This is a genomic window from Streptomyces sp. SS7 (genome assembly GCF_037993025.1).
In the GTDB taxonomy this organism is placed as follows: Bacteria; Actinomycetota; Actinomycetes; order Streptomycetales; family Streptomycetaceae; genus Streptomyces.
Genome location: NZ_CP141223.1, coordinates 7044846 through 7067503, shown reverse-complemented (window position 1 = coordinate 7067503; position 22658 = coordinate 7044846). Strand labels below are relative to the sequence as shown.

The window sequence follows — 22658 nt, the reverse complement described above, 5'->3', positions numbered from 1 at the left end:
TTCTGGGTCTGCACGCTGGATCTTCGAGGGGGTGTACGGCTCACAGGCCGGTGGCCGCCGGATCCCTCCCCCGTGTCGGGGGGATCCGGCGGCCACGCGGGGCTCACTTGCTGAAGTCCGGCACCAGCTTGGCGATGGCGGTCTCGGCGGTGCTCAGGCCCTGGTCGAGGGTCTCCTTGCCACCCGCGATCTTGGGCAGTTCGGTGTCGAGCGGCCCCCACAGGGAGCTGTACTCCGGCAGCGCGGGGCGCGGCTGGGCGGCGGCGAGGACCGTGCCGTAGCCGGCGATGCCCGGGTCGGCCTTGACCTCGGCGGTGTAGGCGTCGTCGCGCGTCGGCAGGGTGGAGTTCTTCAGCGCGATGGTCGACTGGGACTTCGCCGAGGTCATGAAGTTGACGAACTTCAGCGCGGCGGCCTGGTGGGCCTTGTCCGAGCCGGCGTAGACCGAGAGGTTGTGGCCACCGGTCGGGGCGCCCGCCTTGCCGGTGGAGCCGGCCGGGACGGTGGCGATGCCCAGGTTGGCCTTGTCCTTGAAGGCGGAGCCCTTGTAGAAGTTGGTGATCTCCCAGGGGCCCTGGATGATCGCGGCGACCTTGCCGTTGACGAACGCGTCCTGGATGTGGGCGTAGGCGTCGGCGGTGGTGTCGGCCTTGTGGAGACCCTTGCCGTCGAACAGGCTCAGCCAGGTGCCGTACGCCTTCTTCGCGGCGTCGGAGTCGACCGTGATCTTCTTGGCGGCGACGTCGACGGTGTCGGTGCCCTCGCCGTACAGGAAGGTCTGGGCGTAGTAGGCCTGGGTGGAGCCCCAGTAGCCGTCGACGCCGGTCTTGGCCTTGACGGTGGCGGCGGCCTTCTTGAGGTCGTCCCAGGTCTTGGGGGCCTCGGTGATGCCGGCCTTCGCGAACAGCGCCTTGTTGTAGACGAGCGCGAGGGTGTCGGTGACGAACGGCACGCCGTAGGTCTTGCCGTCGTACTTGGCCTGCTCGATCAGGTTGGGCTTGAACTTGGCCTGGTCGGTCAGGGCCTCGGTGCCGTCCAGCGGCAGGAAGTAGCCCTTCTTGGCGAAGGCGGGGGTCCAGCCGACCTCGGAGCGCAGGATGTCCGGGGCGCCGGAGGCACCGGCGGCGGTGTCGAACTTGTTCTGCGCCTGGTCGAAGGGCACGTTGACGTACTTGACCTTGATGTTCTTGTTGGCGGCCTCGAACTCCTTGACCAAGGCCTGGTACGTCGGCGCCTCATTGGTGGCGTTGGAGGTGTCCCACCAGGTGAGGGTGACCGGCCCGCTCGAGTTGTCGCTGCCGCTGTCGTCTCCGCCGCAGGCCGTCGCCGCGAGGGCGAGGGACGCCATCAGCGCGGTGGCCGCTATGCCACGCCGCATGAGTTCTCCTTGAGGGTGAAAGCCCGTGTAGCTACAGGGGGCGGTCCCGTCCACCGTCCCTGCCGACTGGCCGACTGCGCCGTTGCCGCCGCCGGGCGTGGCCGAACGTAACAGCCAGGTAAGCGGCGCGAAAGTACTTGCAGCAAAAATTTGCAAGCGGGCGTGGAAGTTATCCGGGCGTGACCGGACGGCGACCGCCATGAGACGCTTGTTTACGCCCGTCGAGCACGTGGGGCGGTCTGTGCAAGACTCTGCAAGCTCTTGCCATCACTTTCATGAGGGACCACGAGGGAGCGCGATGACGCAGCAGCCCGGACGAGGCAGGCCAACGGGACGGCCGCGGCGTCCGATTGGTGTGCAAGGCGACACCTGGCCGGTACAGTCCACGTCTGTGACCACACGGCTTGCCGACATCGCTGCGCAGGCGGGGGTGAGCGAAGCGACCGTCAGCCGCGTCCTCAACGGCAAGCCTGGCGTCGCCGCCACCACCCGCCAGTCCGTGCTCGCCGCACTGGACGTCCTGGGCTACGAACGCCCGGTCCGGCTGCGCCAGCGCAGCGCGGGCCTCGTCGGCCTCATCACGCCGGAGCTGGAGAACCCGATATTCCCGGCCCTGGCCCAGGTCATCGGGCAGGCGCTGACCCGCCAGGGCTACACCCCCGTGCTCGCCACCCAGACCCCGGGCGGCTCCACGGAGGACGAGCTGACCGAGATGCTGGTGGACCGCGGGGTCGCCGGCATCATCTATGTCTCGGGGCTGCACGCGGACACCACGGCCGACATGCAGCGCTACGAGCAGCTGCGCGCGCAGGGCGTCCCCTTCGTCCTGGTCGACGGTTTCTCCCCCAAGGTGCAGGCGCCGTTCATCTCCCCCGACGACCGGGCGGCGATGACCCTCGCGGTCACCCACCTCGCGTCGTTGGGCCACACCCGGATCGGGCTCGCCCTGGGTCCGAAGCGGTTCGTGCCCGTGCAGCGCAAGATCGAGGGCTTCGTCCGCACCATGCAGGACCAGCTGGGGCTGGGCGCCGAGCAGATCGAGACGGAGCTGGTGCAGCACTCCCTGTACACCCTGGAGGGCGGGCAGGCCGCGACCACGGCCCTGATCGACCGGGGCTGTACGGCGATCGTCTGCGCCAGCGACATGATGGCGCTCGGCGCGATACGGGCGGCCCGGCAGCGGGGTCTCGCGGTCCCCCAGGACATCTCGGTGGTCGGCTTCGACGACTCCCCGCTGATCGCCTTCACCGACCCGCCGCTCACCACCATCCGCAAGCCGGTCCCCGCGATGGGCCAGGCCGCGGTGCGCACGCTGCTGGAGGAGATCGGCGGGACGCCCGCGCCGCACAGCGAGTTCGTGTTCATGCCGGAACTGGTGGTGCGGGGTTCGACCGCTTCGGCCCCCGGGGACCGGAATCGTCCTTAGATCGTCCCCGGGGTGGAGGAAAAGGGGGTTTCCTCCCCTGCGCCGGTAGGAGACGATGGGGTGCGTCCGCCGTAGAACATGCGGGGGCAACCCGACCGGAGGATGATCGGACCAAGAGGGCTTTTCTGGCAGACTTTGTGTCCATGGGTGACTCGACCGTGACGCCGTTGGAAGGCCGTGAACAGGCCGTTCCACAGGCCGTCGCGGCCGGGGCCCGCGAGCGCCGTCTCGCCCGGCTCCGCTCCCCCCGCCGGCCCCGCCTCTGGTTCGAGATCCTGCTCATCGCGGTGAGTTACTGGACGTACTCGCTGATCCGCAACGCGGTGCCCGAGCAGCGGTCCGAGGCGCTGCGCAACGCGGACTGGATCTGGCGCATGGAGCACCACCTGGGGCTCGCCTTCGAGCATTCGGTCAACCACACCGTGAACTCGGTGGCCTGGCTGATCGTGGGCATGAACTACTACTACGCGACGCTGCACTTCATCATCACGCTGACCGTCCTGGTCTGGCTCTACCGCAGCCACCCGGGCCGCTACGCCGCGACCCGGCTGGTCCTCTTCGCCACGACCGCGGTCGCCCTGGTCGGCTACTACTTCTATCCGCTGGCGCCGCCGCGGCTGATGACCGGCGGCCACTTCGTCGACACCGTCATGGTCCACCGCACCTGGGGTTCGATGGCCTCCGGCGACCTGAAGAACATGTCGAACCAGTACGCCGCGATGCCGTCCATGCACATCGGCTGGTCCCTGTGGTGCGGCCTGACGATCTTCGCGCTGGCGAGACTGCCCTGGGTGCGGATCCTGGGGCTGCTCTACCCGGTGGCGACGCTGATCGTCATCGTCGCCACCGCCAACCACTTCTGGCTGGACGCGGTGGGCGGCATCATCTGCCTCGCCTTCGGCTTCACGGTCGCGGCCCTCTGGTACGGCGCGCTCCCCTACTCCCTGCCCCGCCACGTGCCGCCCCGGGGCCGGGGCGGAGCCCTGCTGCCGACCAAGGCGTAGCGCCGGGCGGCCGCGGCGCCCGCGGGGTCAGTCCCGGTGCACCACATGGCCTCCGGTGACCGTCAGACGTACCGGTGCCTCGGCGAGTTCGTCCGCCGGGGCCTCGACCGGGTCCAGGCCGAACGCCGTGAGGTCCGCCCGCAGGCCCACGGCGATGCGTCCCCCGCGGCCGGCCTCCCCGCCGCACGGGCGGCATGGGTCGTACACCCCTCCAGTGCCTCCAGACCCGTCAGCCCGGACCGGGCGGCCGCCGCGCCCCGGGGCGCAACCGCCGTCGCCAGGACGCCCCGGACGTCGTAGGGGGCGACGGGCCAGTCGGAGCCCAGGGCGACCGTCGCCCTCGCGTCCCGCAGATCCCGCAGCCGCCAGGCCCGCCCGGCGCGGTCCGCGCCCAGCCGGCGCGACCACTCGTCGGTGGCGTCGGCGCGGGTGTACGCGGTGTGCGGCGGCTGCACGGACGTGGCCACCCCCAGCTCGGCGAACCGCGGCAGCAGGTCGTCGGGCACGGTCTCCAGATGCTCGATCCGGTGCCGCCGCCCCGCCCCCGGCCCGCGTCCCGCCACGTCAGGCGGGCGGCCGGGCCGCCTCACGCAGCGCCTCGACGAACGCCTCCAGCGCCGCCTGCGGCGGGGCGGACGCGCGCACCGCCGTGTGGATCGTGCGGACCGGTACGGGGTCCCGTACCTCCTTCACCACCACCCCCGGATGCCGGCTCCCCAGCCCCAGACGGGGCACGAGGGCCACCCCCAGCCCGGCCGCGACGAATCCCTGCGCGGTCCCGTAGTCCTCGCTCTCCACGACGAACCGCGGCCGGAACCCCACCGCCGCGCAGGCGTCGAGCTGGGCGTCGAGGCAGGGGCCGGGCCACTCGCTGCCGACGAACGCCTCCTCGGCCAGCTCCACCAGCCGCAGCGCGCGCCGCCCGGCGAGCCGGTGTCCGCGCGGGAGCACCGCGAGGTAGGGGTCGTCGAGCAGGGGCGCACGCCGTACGCCCTGCTCCACCGGTTCGTCCGCGCCGCGCACCGCCAGGGCGAGATCGGCCCGCCCCTCCCGGACGTCCGCCAGGGCGTCCCCGGTGTCGGTGGTCAGCCGCAGATCGACCCGCACGCCCGGGTGCCGCTCCCGCAGCCGCGCCATGGCCGGCGCCACGAGCCCCGCCCCGGCGGTCGCGAAGTACCGCACGGACAGCCGCCCGATCCGCCCCGCCGCCAGATCGGCGAGTGCCGCCTCCGCCTCGGCGACCTGCCGCGCGATGGCCTCGGCGTACTCGGTGAGCAGCAGCGCCGCGGCCGTGGGCCGCACCCCGCGCCCCACCCGCTCCAGCAGTTCGGTCCCGGCCTCCTTCTCCAGGGCGGCGATCTGCTGGCTCACCGCGGACGGCGTGTAGCCCAGCACCCCGGCGGCCGCCGTCACGGACCCGCTCCCCACGACCGCCCGGAGCATCTGCATCCGTCGCACATCAAGCATGCAGTCCAGCTTAACGAACCATCCAGAACCTTTCACTTGTCCTCACAGAAGAAGGAGGCCACGGTGGTGCCATGCCCCTCGCCTCCACTCTCCGTATGGCGGCCCTGGCCCTGTTCTGGGGCTCCGGCTTCCTCTGGATCAAACTGGCCCTCACCCACGGACTGACCCCGGTCCAGATCACGATCGCCCGCTGCGCACTGGGCACGGCGGTCCTGCTCCTCCTGGCCCGCCGATCGGGCCAGCGCCTCCCCCGCGGGCGCACCACCTGGCTCCACCTCGTCGTGGCCGCCCTGTTCTGCAACGCACTCCCCTTCGCCCTGTTCGCCCTGGGAGAGCAGCGGGTGGACTCGGGGCTGGCGGGGGTCCTCAACGCCACGACCCCGCTGTGGTCCCTCCTCATCGGCCTGGCCCTGGGCACCGACCGGGGCGCCCACCCGATCCGGCTGGCCGGCCTGGCCCTCGGTTTCGCCGGTACGGTCCTGATCTTCGCCCCGTGGCAGCAGGAGGGCCTGTTCGGCGGGCCCGCCCTGGCCCTGCTGGCGGCGGCGGCCAGCTACGCCGTGGCCTTCGCCCACATGGCGCGCCATCTCGCCGTACGGGAGGCTCCGCTGGCCATGTCGGCGGCCCAGCTCCTGACCGCGACGGCCTGGACCACGCTCGCCCTCCCGGCGGCCGGCCCGCTCCGCCCGGACCCGGTCGGCCTGCTGGCGGTGACCGCCCTGGGCGTCCTCGGCACGGGGCTGACCTTCTACCTCAACTACCGTCTGATAGCGGACGAGGGCGCGACGGCGGCGGCGACGGTCGGCTATCTGCTGCCGGTGGTCTCCGTGGCGCTCGGCGCGCTGGTCCTGGACGAGCACCTGGGCGCCCGCGCCCTCGCCGGCATGACGGTCGTCCTGGTGGGCGTGGCGCTGACCCGCGGACGCGGCACCGCGCCCGGGCCGGCCGGCAGGCGGACCGCCGGGCGGGTTCCCGGGCGCGCCGACGGGACCGTTGCCGAGCCCGCCGACGGAACCGTCGCCCGGCGCGCTCACGGGCCAGCTGTCGGACACGCTCACGGACCCGCCGCCGGGCGGGACGCCGGCCCGTCCGCCGCCCCACCGGCCGGCCTGTCCGCCGCCCCGCTCACCGCCCCACCGGCCGCCACGGCCGCGGGTGACGTCCGCACGCGTCACGCCCTCGGGTGACGCCCGCCGTCACCCCCCGTAGAACAGCTGGTCCACCACCGCCCGGGCCCGCCGGGCGGTGCGGCGGTAACCGTCCAGCAGTTCGCCCACCCGACCCGGGCCGTATCCCAAGTAGCGGCCCACTGCGGTGAGTTCGCGGCTCTCCGAGGGGAAGGTGTCCCCGGCGCGCCCCCGGACCAGCATCACGGCGTTGCGCACCCGGGTGGCCAGCACCCACGCCTCGTCGAGGGTCTCCGCGTCCTCCGCCGGGATGAGCCCGGCCGCGCACGCGGCCGCGAGCGCCTCCCGGGTCCGCGTGGTCCGCAGCCCCGGCTGCGCCCACCCGTGCCGCATCTGGAGCAGCTGCACGGTCCACTCCACGTCGGACAGCCCGCCCGGTCCGAGCTTGGTGTGCAGCTTGGGGTCGGCGCCGCGCGGCAGCCGCTCCGACTCCATCCGCGCCTTCAGCCGCCGGATCTCCCGTACGGCGTCCTCCCCGAGCCCCTGCGCCGGATACCGCAGCGGATCGATCAGCTCGATGAACCGCCGCCCCAACTCCTCGTCGCCTGCGACCGGTTCGGCGCGCAGCAGCGCCTGCGACTCCCACACCAGCGACCAGCGCCGGTAGTAGGCCTCGTACGACTTCAGCGTCCGCACCAGCGGCCCGGACTTCCCCTCGGGCCGCAGATCGGCGTCGATCAGCAGCGGGGGGTCGGCGCTCGGGACCTGGAGCAGCCGGCGCATCTCGGCGACCACCCGGTTCGCGGCCTCGGAGGCCTCCCTCTCGTCGGTGCCCTCCCTGGGCTCGTGCACGAACAGCACGTCGGCGTCGGAGCCGTAGCCCAGTTCGTGCCCGCCGAAGCGTCCCATGCCGATTACCGCGAACCGGGTGGGCAGGGTGTCCCCCCAGCCCTCGCGCACCACGGCCCGCAGCGTCCCCGCGAGCGTGGCCGCCGTGAGATCGGAGACGGCGGCACCGACCCGGTCCACCAGCGCCCCCTGGTCGGGTTCGGCGGGCCGGGTCTCGGTGCCGTAGGAACTGACGATGTCGCCGGCCGCCGTACGGAACAGCTCGCGCCGGCGCACGCCGCGGGCGGCGGTGACCGCCTGCTCGGCGTTCCCCGCCCGCCCCACGGTGGCCAGGGTCTCCTGCTCCAGCTGGGCCCGCCCGCGCGGCTGGAGCCCGCCGCCGTCCCCGTCGCCGTCACCGAGCAGGGCGACCGCCTCCGGGGCCCGCAGCAGCAGATCCGGGGCGAGGCGTCCGGCCGACAGCACGCGGGCGAGGTTCTCGGCGGCCGCCCCCTCGTCCCGCAACAGCCTCAGGTACCAAGGGGTCTTGCCCAACGCGTCCGACACCTTGCGGAAGTTGAGCAGTCCGGCGTCCGGGTCGGCGGAGTCGGCGAACCAGGCGAGCAGCACGGGCAGCAGGGTGCGCTGGATGGCGGCCTTGCGGGTGACGCCCGAGGCGAGCGCCTCCAGGTGCCGCAGTGCGGCGGCAGGGTCGGCGTACCCGAGGGCGATCAGCCGCTCACGCGCCGCCTCCAGGCTCAACCGGGCCTCACCCGTGGCCAGTTGGGCGACGGCGTCGAGCAGCGGCCGGTAGAAGATCTTTTCGTGGAGGCGCCGGACCACGGCCGCGTGCCGCTTCCACTCCCGGTTCAGCTCCACCACCGGGTCGGTCCGCAGGCCGAGGGAGCGCCCGAGGCGCCGCTGGTCGTCCTCGTCCTCGGGGACGAGATGGGTCCGCCGCAGCCGGTACAGCTGGATACGGTGCTCCATGGACCGCAGGAACCGGTAGGCGTCGTCGAGCTGTACGGCGTCGGCCCGCCCGACGTACCCGCCCGCGGCCAGCGCCTGGAGGGCGTCCAGGGTGGTGCCGCTGCGCAGCGAGGCGTCGGACCGCCCGTGCACGAGCTGGAGCAGCTGTACGGCGAACTCGACGTCCCGCAGCCCGCCGGGACCGAGCTTCAGTTCGCGCTCGACCTCGGCGGCCGGGATGTTCTCGACGACCCGCCGCCGCATCTTCTGCACGTCGACGACGAAGTTCTCCCGCTCGGCGGCCTTCCACACCAGCGGCTCGACGGCGGTGACGTACTCGGTGCCCAGGGCCAGGTCGCCCGCCACCGGCCGGGCCTTGAGCAGCGCCTGGAACTCCCAGGTCTTGGCCCACCGCTGGTAGTAGGCGAGATGGCTGCTGAGCGTCCGCACCAGCGGCCCGTTGCGCCCCTCGGGCCGCAGATTGGCGTCGACCGGCCAGATCGAGCCCTCCACGGTGGTCTCGGAGCAGATCCGCATCATGTGCGAGGCCAGCTTGGTGGCGGCGCGCAGGGCCTTGCCCTCGTCGGCCCCTTCGGCGGCCTCTCCCACGAAGATGACGTCGACGTCGGAGACGTAGTTCAGCTCGTGGCCGCCGCACTTGCCCATGGCGATGACGGCGAGCCGGCACAGCGCGGCGTCCTGCGGGGCGGCCGCCGACGCGATCCGCAGCGCCGCGCGCAGGGTGGCGGTGGCGAGGTCGGCGAGCTCGGCGGCGGTCTCGGCGACGTCGGTCGTCCCGCAGACGTCCCGGGCGGCGATCGACAGCAGGCAGCGCCGGTACGCGACCCGCAGCGACACCGGGTCGTCCGCCGGTGCGAGGCCCCGCTCGAACTCCTCCACCCCGGGGTGCAGGTCCCGGGGCTCATAGGTGAGCAGTGCCTCCCAGTCCCCCGGGTGCCGGGCCAGATGCTCGGCGAGTGCGGCGGAGGCGCCCAGCACCCCCAGCAGCCGGTCCCGCAGGGGCTTGGCCGCTATCAGTGTGTCGAGCAGTCCGCGCCGGGCCGTGTGGTCGGACTGTGCCTCCAGCAGCCCGACCAGACCGCGCAGCGCCAGGTCCGGGTCGGCGACCGCGCCCAGCGCCTCCAGCAGGATGGGATCGCTGCGCACCGGAGCCAGCTCGGGCCCGTCCAGCAGCCGTTCGGCGGCGGAGGGATCGGTGAACCCGTGCCGCAGCAGCCGTGTGAAGGTACTGCTCCTGCGCCCCGGCGCCGCCGTCATCCCCGGCCTCCTCGACTCCACTGACTCCGCTGACTCCGATCAAGGTCGTACGCACTTGAGCCTAACCGGAGAGGTCCGGGGAAGCGCCGGGGCGAGGGGAGGCGGGTGAGCGGCGGGGGCGTCCCCGCGGTGGCGCAGCGGACGGTTTTCCGCTTCGGTATGTTGAGCCGTCCGGCCCGGCACGGGCGTGGCGGTACGACCGAGGCTCCGGAGGACCAGGATGCAGTACACGCTCGAAGTGATCCCGCTGCCCGTGAGCGACATCGACCGGGCCCGTGACTTCTACCGCGACAAGGTCGGTTTCCACGTGGACGTCGACCAGGAGGTCATGCCCGGTATGCGGATCGTCCAGCTGACGCCGCCGGGCTCGGGCTGCTCGATCGCGCTCGGCGACAGCATCTGGAAGATGGTCCGGGGCCCGCGCCCCGCCCCCGGCTCCTACCAGGGGCTCCAGCTGTGCGTGGCCGACATCGACGCGGCCCGCGCGGAACTGCTGGAGCGGGGTCTGGAGGTCTCCGAGCCGGTCCGCTACACCCCCGACGACGGCGGCTCGTTCCTGTACTTCAGCGACCCCGACGGCAACGGCTGGGCGATCCAGGAGTACCGTCGCCGGGCCGAGGAACCCCTGCACCAGGTGCTCTCGGAGCTGGCCCGGCAGACCTCCTGACCCGCCCGGCGGCTCAGATGCCGCCCGTGTTGAGCAGCCGGTTGGGCGTGTCGGAACGGACTCCCCGCAGGACGCCGCGGGTGGCCGTGCGGTCGAGCCAGACGTGGACCTGCTCGGCCGTGGCGTGGGGGTGGGCCGACAGGTAGAGCGCGATCACGCCGGTCGCGTGCGGCGCGGCCCAGGACGTCGCGCCGCCGGTCTCGGTGTACGTACCGCCGCCCGCGAGGGCCGAGGTCACCTTCTGGCCGGGGGCGTACAGGTCCACGCACCGTCCGTAGCCCGATCCGTAGGAGCCGCTGTCGCTCCACGCGCGGTCGGTGGAGGTGGCGGCCGCCACGACGATGGTGCCGGGCACACCGGCCGGGGAGTGCTTGCAGGCGTCGTCGTGGAAGTTGCCGGCCGAGACCACCGTCGGGATCCCGGCGGCGACCATCTTCTTCACGGCGGTCTCCAGGGCCGCGGAGCGGTGGTCGAGGTTGAGCGACATGTTCACCACGGCGGGCTTCTGAGCGTGGGCGGTGACCCACTTGACCGACTTCACCAGGGCCGCCTCGGCCGCCGCCGCCGAGCCGCCGCCGCCGCTCTCGCACAGCACGCCCTGGACGCGTACCAGCTCCGCCTTGGGCGCCACGCCGTACTTCGCGCCGCCGATGATGCCCGCGACGAAGGTGCCGTGCCCGGTCCCCGCCTCGCTGAAGCAGTCGCCGGAGTCCTTCGGGCCCACGAAGTCGGCGCCGAGGTGGGCCCGTCCGCCGAACTCCTTGTGGCCGATGTCCATCCCGGTGTCGATCACGTAGACGTGCACGCCCTTGCCGGTGGCGGTGGTGGTGAGCTTCCCGTTCAGCGGCCGTGACCGCTGGTCGAGGATGTCGAGGTTCCACGGCACGGTGCGGGTGAGGTGCGCGGCCGCGGCCGGGGCGGCCAGCTTCGCCAGGCCGCCGTCGGACGCTCCCGCCGAGCGGGCCGGCGCCCCGCCCCCGGAGGCCGCCGCACCGGCCTCCCCCGCACAGGCCGAGGCCCCGAGCACCGTCACCATGGCCACCGCGATGAGCCCGGCCTTCGTCACGTTCCGCGTCACGACGTCCCCCACTTGCCCGTTTCGTACACAGTCAGCGCACAAGACGAGCACCGGGGGCCGGCGGTTCCGGCGGTTCCGAGGGGGGGAGGGACGGTACCCCTGGCCGGCTACAGCACCGGCAGGTTCTTCCGCAGCTCGAACGCCGTGACCTCGGAGCGGTACTCGTACCACTCCTGCTTCTTGTTGCGCAGGAAGAAGTCGAAGACGTGCTCGCCGAGGGTCTCGGCGACCAGGTCGCTGCGCTCCATGAGGGTGAGGGCCTCGCCGAGGTTCTGCGGGAGGGGCTCGATGCCCATCGCGCGGCGTTCGGCGTCGGAAAGGGCCCAGACGTCGTCCTCGGCGCCCGGCGGGAGCTCGTAGCCCTCCTCGACGCCCTTGAGGCCGGCGGCGAGGAGCATGGCGTACGCCAGGTAGGGGTTGGCGCCGGAGTCGAGGGAGCGGACCTCGATGCGGGCCGAGCCGGTCTTGCCGGGCTTGTACATCGGGACGCGGACGAGGGCCGAGCGGTTGTTGTGGCCCCAGCAGATGTACGAGGGGGCCTCGCCGCCCGCGCCCGCCGTGCGCTCGGAGCCGCCCCAGATGCGCTTGTAGGAGTTGACCCACTGGTTGGTGACCGCGGCGATCTCGGCGGCGTGCTTGAGCAGACCGGCGATGAAGGAGCGGCCCACCTTGGAGAGCTGGTACTCGGACCCGGACTCGTAGAACGCGTTGCGGTCGCCCTCGAAGAGCGAGAGGTGGGTGTGCATGCCGCTGCCGGGGTGCTCGGAGAACGGCTTCGGCATGAAGGTCGCCTGGACGCCCTGCTCCAGCGCGACCTGCTTCATGACCAGGCGGAACGTCATGATGTTGTCGGCGGTGGAGAGCGCGTCGGCGTACCGCAGGTCGATCTCCTGCTGGCCGGGGGCGCCCTCGTGGTGGGAGAACTCGACCGAGATGCCCATCGACTCCAGCATGGTGATGGCCTGGCGGCGGAAGTCCATGCCGATGTTCTGCGGGGTGTGGTCGAAGTAGCCGGAGTTGTCGGCGGGCGTCGGACGGGAGCCGTCCAGCGGGCGGTCCTTCAGCAGGAAGAACTCGATCTCCGGGTGGGTGTAGAAGGTGAAGCCCAGGTCGGAGGCGCGGGCGAGGGCGCGCTTGAGGACGTAGCGGGGGTCGGCGAAGGAGGGGGAGCCGTCCGGCATGAGGATGTCGCAGAACATCCGGGCGGTGCCGGGGGCCTCGGCGCGCCAGGGCAGGATCTGGAAGGTGGACGGGTCCGGCTTGGCGATCATGTCGGACTCGTAGACCCGGGCGAAGCCCTCGATCGCGGAGCCGTCGAAGCCGATCCCCTCGTCGAAGGCCTGCTCGAGCTCGGCCGGGGCCACGGCGACGGACTTCAGGAAGCCCAGCACGTCCGTGAACCACAGGCGTACGAACCGGATGTCGCGCTCCTCGAGCGTCCGGAGCACGAACTCCTGCTGCTTGTCCATCTTCCGCTTCCCCATCCTTGCTGGTCAGGCCGCCTGTCTCCCCGTCCCACGGGAGGCGGTCGGGCACCTGCGCATCACACCACAACAGCATTTCATGCGCGTTGCGGACCTTGATCGCTCCAGCGTCCGCGGCCTGAACGGCCCGGGTACGCCGGGTGTACTGCTTCCCCGCCCATCTTGCCTGTTCGCACCGGTATCCGTAATGGCCGGATCGGCTCCCGGGTGACGGAGACCACGGCCGTTAAATTTGAATCTCAGATGCAAGTTTTAATAGCGTCGGGCCACCGAGCCGATTCGGCCGAGCCCCGAGGAGTCCCGATGCTGTCCGAGCCGTCCGCAGCCACCGTCCGCGCCACCCTCCCCGCCGTCGGCGCGGCCATCGGCGAGATCACCGAGCGTTTCTACGCCCGTCTCTTCGCCGCCCACCCCGCACTGCTGCGGGACCTCTTCAACCGCGGCAACCAGGCCGCCGGGACCCAGCGCCAGGCCCTCGCCGGCTCCATCGCCGCGTTCGCCACGCACCTGCTGGACCATCCGGACCGGCGCCCCGACGCCCTGCTGAGCCGCATCGCCCACAAGCACGCCTCTCTCGGCGTGGCGCCGGAGCAGTACGCGGTGGTCCACGAGCACCTCTTCGCCGCCCTCGCCGAGGTGCTCGGCGAGGCCGTCACCCCCGAGGTCGCGGCGGCCTGGGACGAGGTCTACTGGCTGATGGCGCACGCGCTCGTCGCCGTCGAGAAGCGGCTGTACGAGGAGAGCGGCGCGACCGGGCCGCGGCCCTGGGAGGTCGTCGAGCGGATCGTGGAGAGCGACGACGTCGTGACCTTCCGGGTGCGCCCGGCCGACGGCGGGCAGGTGCGCGGCGTCCGGGCCGGGCAGTACGTCTCCGTGGGCGTCGCGCTCCCCGACGGCGCCCGGCAGATACGCCAGTACAGCCTCTCGGGGGCGCCGGACGGCTCGGTGCGCCAGTTCAGCGTCAAGCGGGTGCGCGGCGAGGGCGGTACGCCCGACGGCGAGGTCTCCCACCATCTGCACGCGCACGTGCGGGTGGGAGACGTGCTCGACCTGTCGGAGCCGTACGGCGACCTGGTCCTCGACGGGACCGACGGCACGCCCCTGCTGCTGGCCTCGGCCGGCATCGGTGTGACCCCGATGGTCGCGATGCTGGCGGACCTGGCGCAGCGCGGTCACCGGGCCCCGGTCACCGTCGTGCACGCGGACCGCACCCCCGCGACCCACGCCCTGCGTGCCGACCACGAGGCGTACGCGGCGAAGCTCCCGGAGGCGTCCGTGCACCTCTGGTACGAGCGCGAGGCCCCGGAGGGGGCCGCCGAGGGCCTGGTCGACCTCACGGACGTCACCGTCCCTGCGGGTACGCGCGCGTACCTGTGCGGCCCGCTCCCCTTCATGCGGGCGGTGCGCGCCCAGCTGATCGCGAAGGGCGTCGCCCCCGCCGACATCCACTACGAGGTCTTCGGCCCCGACCTGTGGCTGGCGGCGGCCTGACCGACGCCCCCTTCCGGGGGCGCGTCCTAGCGGGCGAGCCCGCCGGAGCCGGGGCCCGCGATGCCCAGCAGCAGCGGTCCCGTCGGTTCGGCCACGATGTCCGCCACCGTGAGGGGGTCGAGGGAGGCGTAGAAGGCCTCCTGGGCCCGGCGCAGGGCGCCGCGCAGACGGCAGGCCGAGTTCAGGGGGCAGGGCGTCGAGCCCTCGCAGTCGACGACGTCGCCGTCGCCCTCGAAGGCGCGGACGACGCCGCCCACGGACGCCGTACGGCCCTCTCCGGTCAGGGCGAGGCCCCCGCCGCGGCCCCGGCGGGCCTCCAGCAGCCCCAGGTGCTGGAGTTCGGCCACGACCTTGGCCGCGTGCGTGTAGGGGACCTGCATCGCGGCCGCCACCTCACGGGTCGTCGGGGTCGTCTCGCCCGCGACCGCGAGGCGCATCAGCACCCGCAGGGCCAGGTCGGTGGATCGCAGCAGCCGCATGGGCGAAGCGTAGATAATACGCATCTCGGCTTCAAATTATGGAGTGGCCGGACGGGTGCCTACGCCTTCGCGTGTCCTCCCCCTTACGATCAGTGGACTCGCTGGACACCAGCCGCACCACCGCCACCGTCCCGCCCCCTTTCCCCAGAAGGACAGGCCCCATGGGTTCCGCCGACCAGACCGGCAGCACCGCGCGCAAGGCGCGCATAGAAGAGATGCGGCGGGCCCAGCAGGCCCGGGAGCGGCGCAACCGGATCCTCGTGATCACGGGCAGCGTGGTCGCGGTCGCCGCGCTCGTCGTCGGCGGGGTGTTCGTCGTGCGGTCGCAGTCCGACGACGACTCCACCACCGCCTCCGACTCCAAGGCGTCGGGGCACTGGGTCACCGGCTCGGACGGGGTGAAGACCTGGAAGGGCACCCTGGGTCGCACCCATGTCGCCAAGACCGTGACGTACCCGATGGAGCCCCCGGTCGGCGGCGACCACGACCCGGTCTGGCTGAACTGCAACGGCAACGTCTACACCGAGGCCGTGAACAACATGAACGCCGTGCACGCGCTGGAGCACGGCGCGGTCTGGGTGACGTACACCAGCAAGGCGAAGAAGGCCGACGTCGAAGCGCTCGCGGCGAAGGTGAAGAAGACGCCGTACACGTTCATGAGCCCGGACGACAAGCAGGCCGACCCGATCATGCTCAGCGCCTGGGGCAAGCAGCGCACGGTGACCGGTGCGGACGACCCCGCCGTCGGCAAGTTCTTCGAGGAGTTCGTGCAGGGTGAGCAGACGCCCGAGCCGGGCGCCTCCTGCACGGGCGGGACGATGAAGTGAGGACGTCAGCGGGCTGGATCGCCTCGGCCGCGGCGGCGGTGCTCGTCGCGGCCGGCGCCATCACCTACGCCGTCGCCGCGGACGACGGGGGCACCGGCGGCTCGGTCCCCGCCGCGGACTCCGCCGACGCCGGGTTCGCCCGGGACATGGCCGTCCACCACCAGCAGGCCGTCGAGATGGCGTACATCGTGCGCGACCGGACGACGGACGAGGAGGTGCGGCGGCTCGCCTACGACATCGCCCAGACGCAGGCCAACCAGCGCGGGATGCTGCTCGGCTGGCTCGATCTGTGGGGGCTGCCGAAGGTGTCCTCCGACGCGCCCATGACCTGGATGGGGATGGGCGACATGGCCGGCGGGAAGGACGGCGCGCTCATGCCCGGCATGGCGACGGACACCGAGCTGAAGAAGCTGGGCACGCTGAACGGCAAGCAGGCCGAGGTGTTCTTCCTCCAGCTGATGACCGCTCACCACAAGGGCGGCATCCACATGGCCGAGGGCTGTGTCGCCCGGTGCACCGTCGGCGTGGAGAAGCGGCTCGCGCAGGGCATGGTCGACGCGCAGGAGTCCGAAATCGCCCTGATGGCGGACATGTTGAAGGCGCGCGGGGCGAAGGCGTAGCCCACCCGTAGGGTTTTCCCTCGACTTCGCGGACTTGTCCGTCAAATCACCCCAGCAAGCGGTCACTTGGCTGCTTCTTGGTGCTCGCATTCCCCTTGCATGAACGGTTCGTCGCAAGAGTGGCCGTCACGTCGAGTGATCAACTCGCGTCGAACCACATACAGGGGGTCCGATGAGATCCAACCGCGCCGCGCTGCGCGCCGGGGTGAGCATGGCGGCGACACTGCCCATGATCGCCGGCGCCCTCGCGCTCGGCATACCCGCGGCCCACGCCGCGGACGCTCCGGCCCGTGACACGCTGGCCGGGACCAAGCCCGCGTGGGCGACGGCCAAGGCGGACAAGGGCTCGACCTCGAACAGCGCCCAGCTGAACGCCCGCGTGTACCTCGCGGGCCGGGACGCCCACGGTCTCGCCGCCTACGCCAAGGCGGTGTCCGACCCGAGCTCCCCCGCCTACGGCAGGTACCTCTCCGCCGAGCAGGCCGCGGCCCGCTTCGGCGCGACCTCGGCGCAGGTCGCCGCGGTCAAGGCATGGCTGACGGCGGCCGGTCTGAAGGTCACCGGCACCACCCGGCACTACGTCTCCGTCAGCGGTGACGTCGCCGCCGCCGAGAAGGCGTTCGGCACCGACCTGCACAACTACGCCAAGGGCTCGAAGACCTACCGCGCGCCCTCGAAGTCGGCGTCCGCGCCCGCGAGCCTCGACGGTGCCGTGCTGACCGTCACCGGCCTGGACAACGCGCCGCACAAGTCGAGCAGCAAGGACCAGCTGCCGCCGCCGGACGCGGTGTTCAAGAACTCCGGGCCGTTCTCCTCGTACTACGGCTCCACCGTCGCGAACACCCTCCCGGAGGCGTACGGCACGAAGATCCCGTACGCCGTCGAGGGCTACACCGGCAAGCAGCTGCGCGCCGCATACGGCGCCGGCGGCTACACCGGCAAGGGCGTGCGCATCGCCATCACCGACGCGTACGCCTCGCCGACGATCACCTCCGACGCGGCCACCTACGCGAAGAAGCACGGCGACGCGGCCTGGAGGACGGGCCAGCTGACCCAGGTCCTGCCGAAGGACTACACCAAGACCGAGGAGTGCTCGGCGGCCGGCTGGTACGGCGAGGAGACCCTCGACGTCGAGGCCGTGCACGCGGTCGCGCCGGCTGCGAACGTCACCTACGTGGGCTCCGCCTCCTGCACCGACGACGATCTGCTCGACTCGCTCAGCAAGGTCGTCGACAACCACCTGGCCGACATCGTCTCCAACTCCTGGGGCGACACCGAGGCCAGCCAGACGCCGGACCTCGCGGCCGCCTACAACCGGGTGTTCCAGCTCGGCGCGGTCGAGGGCATCGGCTTCTACTTCTCCTCCGGCGACGACGGCGACGAGGTCGCCAACACCGGTACGAAGCAGGTCGACAGCCCGGCCAACTCGGCCTGGGTGACGGCGGTCGGCGGCACCTCGCTGGCGGTCGGCAAGGGCGACAAGTACCTGTGGGAGACCGGCTGGGGCACCGAGAAGGCCGTGCTGTCCGAGGACGGCAAGAGCTGGACCGGATTCCCGGGGGTGTTCACCTCGGGTGCGGGAGGCGGCACCAGCAGGACCGTCGCCGAGCCGTTCTACCAGAGGGGCGTCGTCCCTACGGCGCTGGCCACCGCGAACAGCCCGGCCGGTAACCGGGTCGTCCCGGACATCTCGGCCCTGGCCGACCCGAACACCGGCTTCAAGGTCGGCCAGACGCAGACCTTCCCGGACGGGTCCCAGCAGTACAGCGAATACCGCATCGGCGGCACCTCGCTGGCCGCGCCGGTCATCGCGGCCGTGCAGGCCCTCGCCCAGGAGGCGCGCGGCGGCAAGGCGATCGGTTTCGCCAACCCGTCGATCTACTCCAAGTACGGCTCGCGCGCCTACCACGACGTCACCGACGACCCGACGGGCTCCGACCTGGCCGTGGCCCGCGTGGACTTCGTCAACGGCTTCGACGCCGCCGACGGCCTGGCCACCTCGGTCCGCAGCCTCGGCAAGGACAGCTCACTGTCCGCGGTGAAGGGCTACGACGACGTCACCGGCGTGGGCACCCCGACGAGGCGTTACATCGACTCTTTCCGTCCGTACCGTAGCCACTGAAGCTGCAACTGACCCGGCTGCATGTGCCGAAATCCGTTCCCCGGATGGTTCACCATCCGGGGAACGGCTGCTTCCGAGACCCCCGCGCCCCCCATCGCGTCGCTCTGACGATTACAGCGATTACACTGGGCGGCGTGCCTCCGTTGAACTTCTGGTCGATCTATCAGCACGGCTTCGCACGCGTCGCCGCGTGCACGGGCCACACGGTCATCGCGGACCCGCCCGCCAACGCCGAGGCGGTGCTGCGCCACGCGCGCCGGTGCGCCGAGGAGGGCGTCGCCGTCGCCGTCTTCCCGGAGATGGGCCTGTGCGGCTACTCCATCGAGGACCTGCTGCTCCAGGACGCGCTGCTCGACCAGGTCGAGGAGGCGCTCGCGACCGTGGTGGCCGGTTCGGCCGGGCTGCTGCCCGTGCTGGTCGTCGGCGCCCCGCTGCGCCACCGCAACCGGGTCTACAACTGCGCGGTGATCGTGCACCGCGGCCGGATCCTCGGGGTCGTGCCGAAGTCGTACCCCCCGAACTACCGTGAGTTCTACGAGCGCCGGCAGATCGCGGACGGCGCCGACGAGCGGGGCGGCTCGGTCCGGGTCGGCGGCGTGAGCGTGCCGTTCGGCGTGGACCTGCTGTTCACGGCCGACGACGTCCCCGGTCTCACGCTGTTCGCGGAGATCTGCGAGGACATGTGGGTACCGGTGCCGCCCAGCGCGGAGGCGGCCCTGGCCGGTGCGACCGTCCTGGTGAACCTCTCCGGCAGCCCGATCACCGTCGGGCGGGCCGAGGACCGCAAGCTGCTGTGCCGCTCGGCGTCCTCGCGCTGCCTCGCCGCGTACGTCTACGCGGCGGCCGGCCTCGGCGAGTCCACGACCGACCTGTCCTGGGACGGCCAGGCCATGGTCTACGAGAACGGGGTGCTGCTCGCGGAGACCGAGCGCTTCCCGCTCGGCGACGAGTACGCGGTGGCCGACGTGGACCTCGACCTGCTGCGGCAGGAGCGGCAGCGGATGGGCACGTTCGACGAGAACCGCCGTACGCACCGCGCGCGGACCGCCGACTTCCGGACGGTCTCCTTCGCGCTCGACCCGCCGCAGGGCGACCTGGGCCTGCGGCGCCGCCTGGAGCGCTTCCCGTTCGTGCCGGCCGACGCCGACCGGCTCGCGCTGGACTGCTTCGAGGCCTACAACATCCAGGTCGAGGGCCTCCAGCAGCGGCTGGCCTCGATCGGCGGCCCGAAGGTGGTCATCGGGGTGTCCGGCGGCCTGGACTCCACGCACGCGCTGATCGTCGCCGCCCGCGCGATGGACCGCGCGGGCCGCCCGCGCAGCGACATCCTGGCCTGGACCCTGCCGGGCTTCGCCACCAGCGACCACACCAAGGACAACGCGCACAAGCTGATGAACTCGCTCGGCGTCACCGCGGCCGAGCTGGACATCACGCCCACGGCACGGCTGATGCTGCGGGAGATGGACCACCCGTTCGCCTCCGGCGAGCCGGTGTACGACGTCACCTTCGAGAACGTCCAGGCGGGCCTGCGCACCGACTACCTCTTCCGGCTGGCCAACCAGCGCGGCGGCATCGTGCTCGGCACCGGCGACCTCTCGGAACTGGCCCTCGGCTGGTCCACGTACGGCGTGGGCGACCAGATGAGCCACTACAACGTCAACTCGGGCGTGCCGAAGACGCTGATGCAGCACCTGATCCGCTGGGTCATCAGCAGCGGCCAGTTCGACGACGAGACCGGCGAGACGCTCGCCGCGATCCTCGACACCGAGATCAGCCCGGAGCTGGTCCCGGGCGAGGAGATGCAGTCGACCGAGTCGAAGATCGGTCCGTACGCGCTGCACGACTTCACGCTCTTCCACGTCCTGCGCTACGGCTTCCGCCCCTCGAAGATCGCCTTCCTGGCCTGGCACGCCTGGCACGACGCGGCGGACGGCGCCTGGCCGCCCGGCTTCCCCGAGGCCAAGCGGGTGGCCTACGACCTGCCCGAGATCCGGCAGTGGCTGGAGGTCTTCTGCCGCCGCTTCTTCGCCTTCGCCCAGTTCAAGCGCTCTGCCATGCCGAACGGGCCGAAGGTGTCGGCGGGGGGCTCGCTGTCACCGCGGGGTGACTGGCGGGCGCCGTCGGACAGCTCGGCGCGGGCGTGGCTGCGGGATCTGGCGCGGTTCGACGACCAGTAGGGCCTGTCGTTTGGATCAGGTCGGCTGGGCCGACGCCGCCTCGCGTCGCGCGGCATGATCCAGACGACAGCCCCGGAAACTAGGACCTGTTGGCGGAGGCCCGCGCGACGGCCGCGGCGAGAACGTCGGCCACCTCGTCGGCATGGGACACGTGCGGGGAGTGCCCGGAGGGAACACGGACACTGTGGGCGGCACGCGCGGCCCACTGTTCCTGTACCGCGGGCGGCAGTGCCGGGTCCTCGGTGGCCACGACATACGTCAGGGGAACGTCGGTCGGCGCGGCGCCCAGCTTCTCGGTGAAGGCCCGCACGCCCTGCCAGTTGAGGCGTTTGACGGCCTCGGCGGTCAGGGCGGGGTCGACACCGCTGAAGATGGACTCCTCGGCGTCTCCCGCTTTGACGGCCAGGCCGTCGGGCGAGTGGTTCCAGGTGGGCGGGAAGTCGCCGCCCATCCACTCCATCATCGAGGTGCCCGCGTCCAGGGCGAAGGCGGCGATGTGGACGAGCTCCGCGACCTGGTCCGACTCTGCGGCGGCCCAGGTCGCCGGCACTCCGCCGTAGGAGTGCGCGGCGAGCACCACGGGTCCGTCGACGGCCGCGACAGCGGCGCGCACGACCTCGACGTCCTCGGCCAGCCCCTGGGCGGCCGCGCTGTCGGAACTGCTGCTGGGCAGTTGGACGGCTCGGGAGGTGATGCCGCGGGAGCTGAGCCTCTCACGCAGGGGTTCGAAGATCCACGGGGTGTGCATCGCTCCGTGCACGAGAACGACAGTGGGGTTCATGTGAGCTGTCCTCAAGTAGCGGGGGGTCGGTCGGTCATGGCGTCGCGGACGAGGGCGGCGTCCACGAACTGCAGCGTCGACGCAGAGGGCCCGCTGGAGGGCGCGGACCCGTTCCGCCGCGCGGGCGGGGCCACCCGGCGCTATGTCCGGGGAGGCTCGCCCGTGCGAGCGGTTCACCGAGGACAACCGTATCTGACCAGTCAGACATTCCCGAGTGCGGCTGATGAGCCCGCCGGGCCGGTCGCGGCCGCTGCCGTGCCGCGATCACCCATGTGTCACGAGTCGGTCAGCCGTACACGCGCCGCGATCGGCAGGTGGTCGCTGGCCGTCCGCGGGAGGGTCCAGGACGTCACCGGCTCCACGCCCCGCACCAGGATCTGGTCGATCCGCGCCATCGGGAACGACGCCGGCCAGCTGAAGCCGAAGCCGTCGCCGGCCGCGCCCTGCGTGGACCGCATCTGGGAGGTCACGGCGTTCAGCGAGCGGTCGTTCATGGTGCCGTTGAGGTCGCCGAGGAGGATCACCCGGCTCAGCGGCTCGTCGGCGATCGCCTCGCCCAGCGCGTCCGCGCTCTTGTCGCGCTGACGGGCGGTGAAGCCGGCCTGCAGCTTGACCCGGACCGAGGGGAGGTGGGCGACGTAGAAGGCGACCTCGCCCTCCGGGGTCGTCGCCGTCGCCCGCATCGCGCGCGTCCAGCCCAGCTTGATGTCGACGGGCTCGACGCCGCTCAGCGGGTACTTGCTCCACAGGCCGACCGTGCCCTGCACCGAGTGGTACTTGTACGTCGCCGCCAGCGCCTTCTCGTACACCGGCACCGCCGAGGCGGTCAGCTCCTCCAGCGCCACCACGTCCGCGCCGGACGCGGCCACGTCCCGGGCGGTGTCGGAGGGGTCGGGGTTGTCGGCGTTGACGTTGTGCGTGGCGACGGTGAGGTCGCCGCCGCTGCCGGTCTTGTCGCTGAGGAGCCCGCCGAAGAGGTTCAGCCAGACGACTGCCGGGAGGACCAGCGCGATCAGCGCGCTCGCCGACCTGCGGACCAGGGCGAGCAGCACGAGCACCGGGATGAACAGCCCGAGCCAGGGCAGGAACGTCTCCGTGAGGCTGCCGAGGTTGCCGAAACGGTTGGGGATGCGCGAGTGCAGCAGCATCACCAGGGAGAGCAGCAGCGCCAGCGCCGCGAGCACCAGACCCCGGCGCCAGATGCGCGGGTCACCGCGCCAGCCCGAGACCAGGCGTCCGATCAGGCGCCGGAACCGGTCTCCTCGGCGCTCGGGTCCCGAGCCGCCGCCGTCGTCCGTCTCCGTCATGTACGCCTGCTGCGCCATACCGTCGCCTCACTGCCTGCCGTGCACACCGTCTCTCCCCCGGGCATAGACCCTAGGGGATGATCGGCTTCCATCCTGCCGTCCCTCGACGGCCGTACGGGCACGAGGACGAACGGGGCCGCGCCGGGGG

General features: G+C 72.1%; 17 protein-coding genes and 1 pseudogene. 9 read left to right on the top strand and 9 right to left on the bottom strand.

Annotated features, from left to right (window positions below; translation table 11 throughout):
- Positions 1–103: 103 nt before the first annotated feature.
- On the bottom strand, positions 104–1378 hold the full coding sequence (locus U5640_RS32470; protein ID WP_340380446.1) for an extracellular solute-binding protein: 1275 nt from the start codon (positions 1376–1378) through the stop codon (positions 104–106).
- Positions 1379–1769: 391 nt separating this feature from the next.
- Here U5640_RS32470 and U5640_RS32465 point away from each other — a divergent pair, with 391 nt between their 5' ends.
- Together U5640_RS32465 and U5640_RS32460 are read left to right on the top strand one after the other, a co-directional pair.
- On the top strand, positions 1770–2804 hold the full coding sequence (locus U5640_RS32465) for a LacI family DNA-binding transcriptional regulator (RefSeq protein WP_067244975.1): 1035 nt from the start codon (positions 1770–1772) through the stop codon (positions 2802–2804).
- 143 nt (positions 2805–2947) lie between these two features.
- The gene (locus tag U5640_RS32460) at positions 2948–3808 is read left to right on the top strand and encodes a phosphatase PAP2 family protein (RefSeq protein WP_340380443.1); all 861 of its coding nucleotides are present in this window, start codon (positions 2948–2950) and stop codon (positions 3806–3808) included.
- Between the two features lie 27 nt (positions 3809–3835).
- Here the strand turns inward: U5640_RS32460 and U5640_RS32455 are convergent.
- Both U5640_RS32455 and U5640_RS32450 read right to left on the bottom strand, forming a co-directional pair.
- Positions 3836–4347, bottom strand: a pseudogene (locus U5640_RS32455) (amidohydrolase family protein); the annotation flags it as partial.
- Positions 4348–4372: 25 nt separating this feature from the next.
- Entirely contained in the window at positions 4373–5275 is a 903-nt protein-coding gene (locus tag U5640_RS32450; protein ID WP_340380441.1) for a LysR family transcriptional regulator, read from the bottom strand.
- A gap of 71 nt (positions 5276–5346) precedes the next feature.
- Between U5640_RS32450 and U5640_RS32445 the strand changes: the two genes are divergently transcribed.
- Positions 5347–6462: a DMT family transporter gene (locus U5640_RS32445; RefSeq protein WP_340380439.1), complete on the top strand. Its 1116-nt coding sequence runs from the start codon at positions 5347–5349 to the stop codon at positions 6460–6462.
- 9 nt (positions 6463–6471) lie between these two features.
- Here the strand turns inward: U5640_RS32445 and U5640_RS32440 are convergent, their stop codons facing one another.
- On the bottom strand, positions 6472–9477 hold the full coding sequence (locus U5640_RS32440; protein ID WP_340380437.1) for a bifunctional [glutamine synthetase] adenylyltransferase/[glutamine synthetase]-adenylyl-L-tyrosine phosphorylase: 3006 nt from the start codon (positions 9475–9477) through the stop codon (positions 6472–6474).
- Positions 9478–9697: 220 nt separating this feature from the next.
- Between U5640_RS32440 and U5640_RS32435 the strand changes: the two genes are divergently transcribed.
- On the top strand, positions 9698–10144 hold the full coding sequence (locus U5640_RS32435) for a VOC family protein (RefSeq protein WP_340380435.1): 447 nt from the start codon (positions 9698–9700) through the stop codon (positions 10142–10144).
- 13 nt (positions 10145–10157) lie between these two features.
- Here U5640_RS32435 and U5640_RS32430 read toward each other — a convergent pair whose 3' ends face one another.
- Both U5640_RS32430 and glnA read right to left on the bottom strand, forming a co-directional pair.
- Positions 10158–11222, bottom strand: a complete 1065-nt coding sequence (locus tag U5640_RS32430; protein ID WP_340380433.1) for a S8 family peptidase — start codon at positions 11220–11222, stop codon at positions 10158–10160.
- A 107-nt stretch (positions 11223–11329) separates the two neighbouring features.
- Complete coding sequence (gene glnA, locus U5640_RS32425; RefSeq protein WP_340380431.1) at positions 11330–12691, bottom strand: type I glutamate--ammonia ligase; 1362 nt, start codon at positions 12689–12691, stop codon at positions 11330–11332.
- Positions 12692–13009: 318 nt separating this feature from the next.
- Here glnA and U5640_RS32420 point away from each other — a divergent pair, with 318 nt between their 5' ends.
- Positions 13010–14197, top strand: coding sequence for a globin domain-containing protein (locus U5640_RS32420; RefSeq protein ID WP_340380429.1), 1188 nt, complete (start codon positions 13010–13012; stop codon positions 14195–14197).
- 26 nt (positions 14198–14223) lie between these two features.
- On the opposite strand, the gene U5640_RS32415 is transcribed toward U5640_RS32420, so the two are convergent.
- A complete protein-coding gene (locus U5640_RS32415) occupies positions 14224–14676 on the bottom strand; it encodes an Rrf2 family transcriptional regulator (protein ID WP_340380427.1) in 453 nt (150 codons plus the stop codon).
- Between the two features lie 161 nt (positions 14677–14837).
- Here U5640_RS32415 and U5640_RS32410 point away from each other — a divergent pair, with 161 nt between their 5' ends.
- The 4 genes from U5640_RS32410 to U5640_RS32395 all read left to right on the top strand — a co-directional run bounded on the left by U5640_RS32410 (position 14838) and on the right by U5640_RS32395 (position 20422).
- Entirely contained in the window at positions 14838–15503 is a 666-nt protein-coding gene (locus U5640_RS32410) for a DUF3105 domain-containing protein (protein WP_340380425.1), read from the top strand.
- Entirely contained in the window at positions 15500–16123 is a 624-nt protein-coding gene (locus U5640_RS32405; RefSeq protein ID WP_340380423.1) for a DUF305 domain-containing protein, read from the top strand. The genes U5640_RS32410 and U5640_RS32405 overlap by 4 nt, the downstream gene beginning before the upstream one ends.
- A gap of 172 nt (positions 16124–16295) precedes the next feature.
- Entirely contained in the window at positions 16296–18245 is a 1950-nt protein-coding gene (locus tag U5640_RS32400; protein ID WP_340380421.1) for a S53 family peptidase, read from the top strand.
- A gap of 134 nt (positions 18246–18379) precedes the next feature.
- Complete coding sequence (locus U5640_RS32395; RefSeq protein WP_340380419.1) at positions 18380–20422, top strand: NAD(+) synthase; 2043 nt, start codon at positions 18380–18382, stop codon at positions 20420–20422.
- Between the two features lie 79 nt (positions 20423–20501).
- Here U5640_RS32395 and U5640_RS32390 read toward each other — a convergent pair whose 3' ends face one another.
- Positions 20502–21203 carry an alpha/beta hydrolase gene (locus tag U5640_RS32390; RefSeq protein ID WP_340380417.1) on the bottom strand — a complete coding sequence of 234 codons (702 nt, stop codon included), beginning with the start codon at positions 21201–21203 and terminating at the stop codon, positions 20502–20504.
- A 275-nt stretch (positions 21204–21478) separates the two neighbouring features.
- Positions 21479–22528, bottom strand: a complete 1050-nt coding sequence (locus tag U5640_RS32385; protein WP_340380415.1) for an endonuclease/exonuclease/phosphatase family protein — start codon at positions 22526–22528, stop codon at positions 21479–21481.
- Positions 22529–22658: the final 130 nt, after the last annotated feature.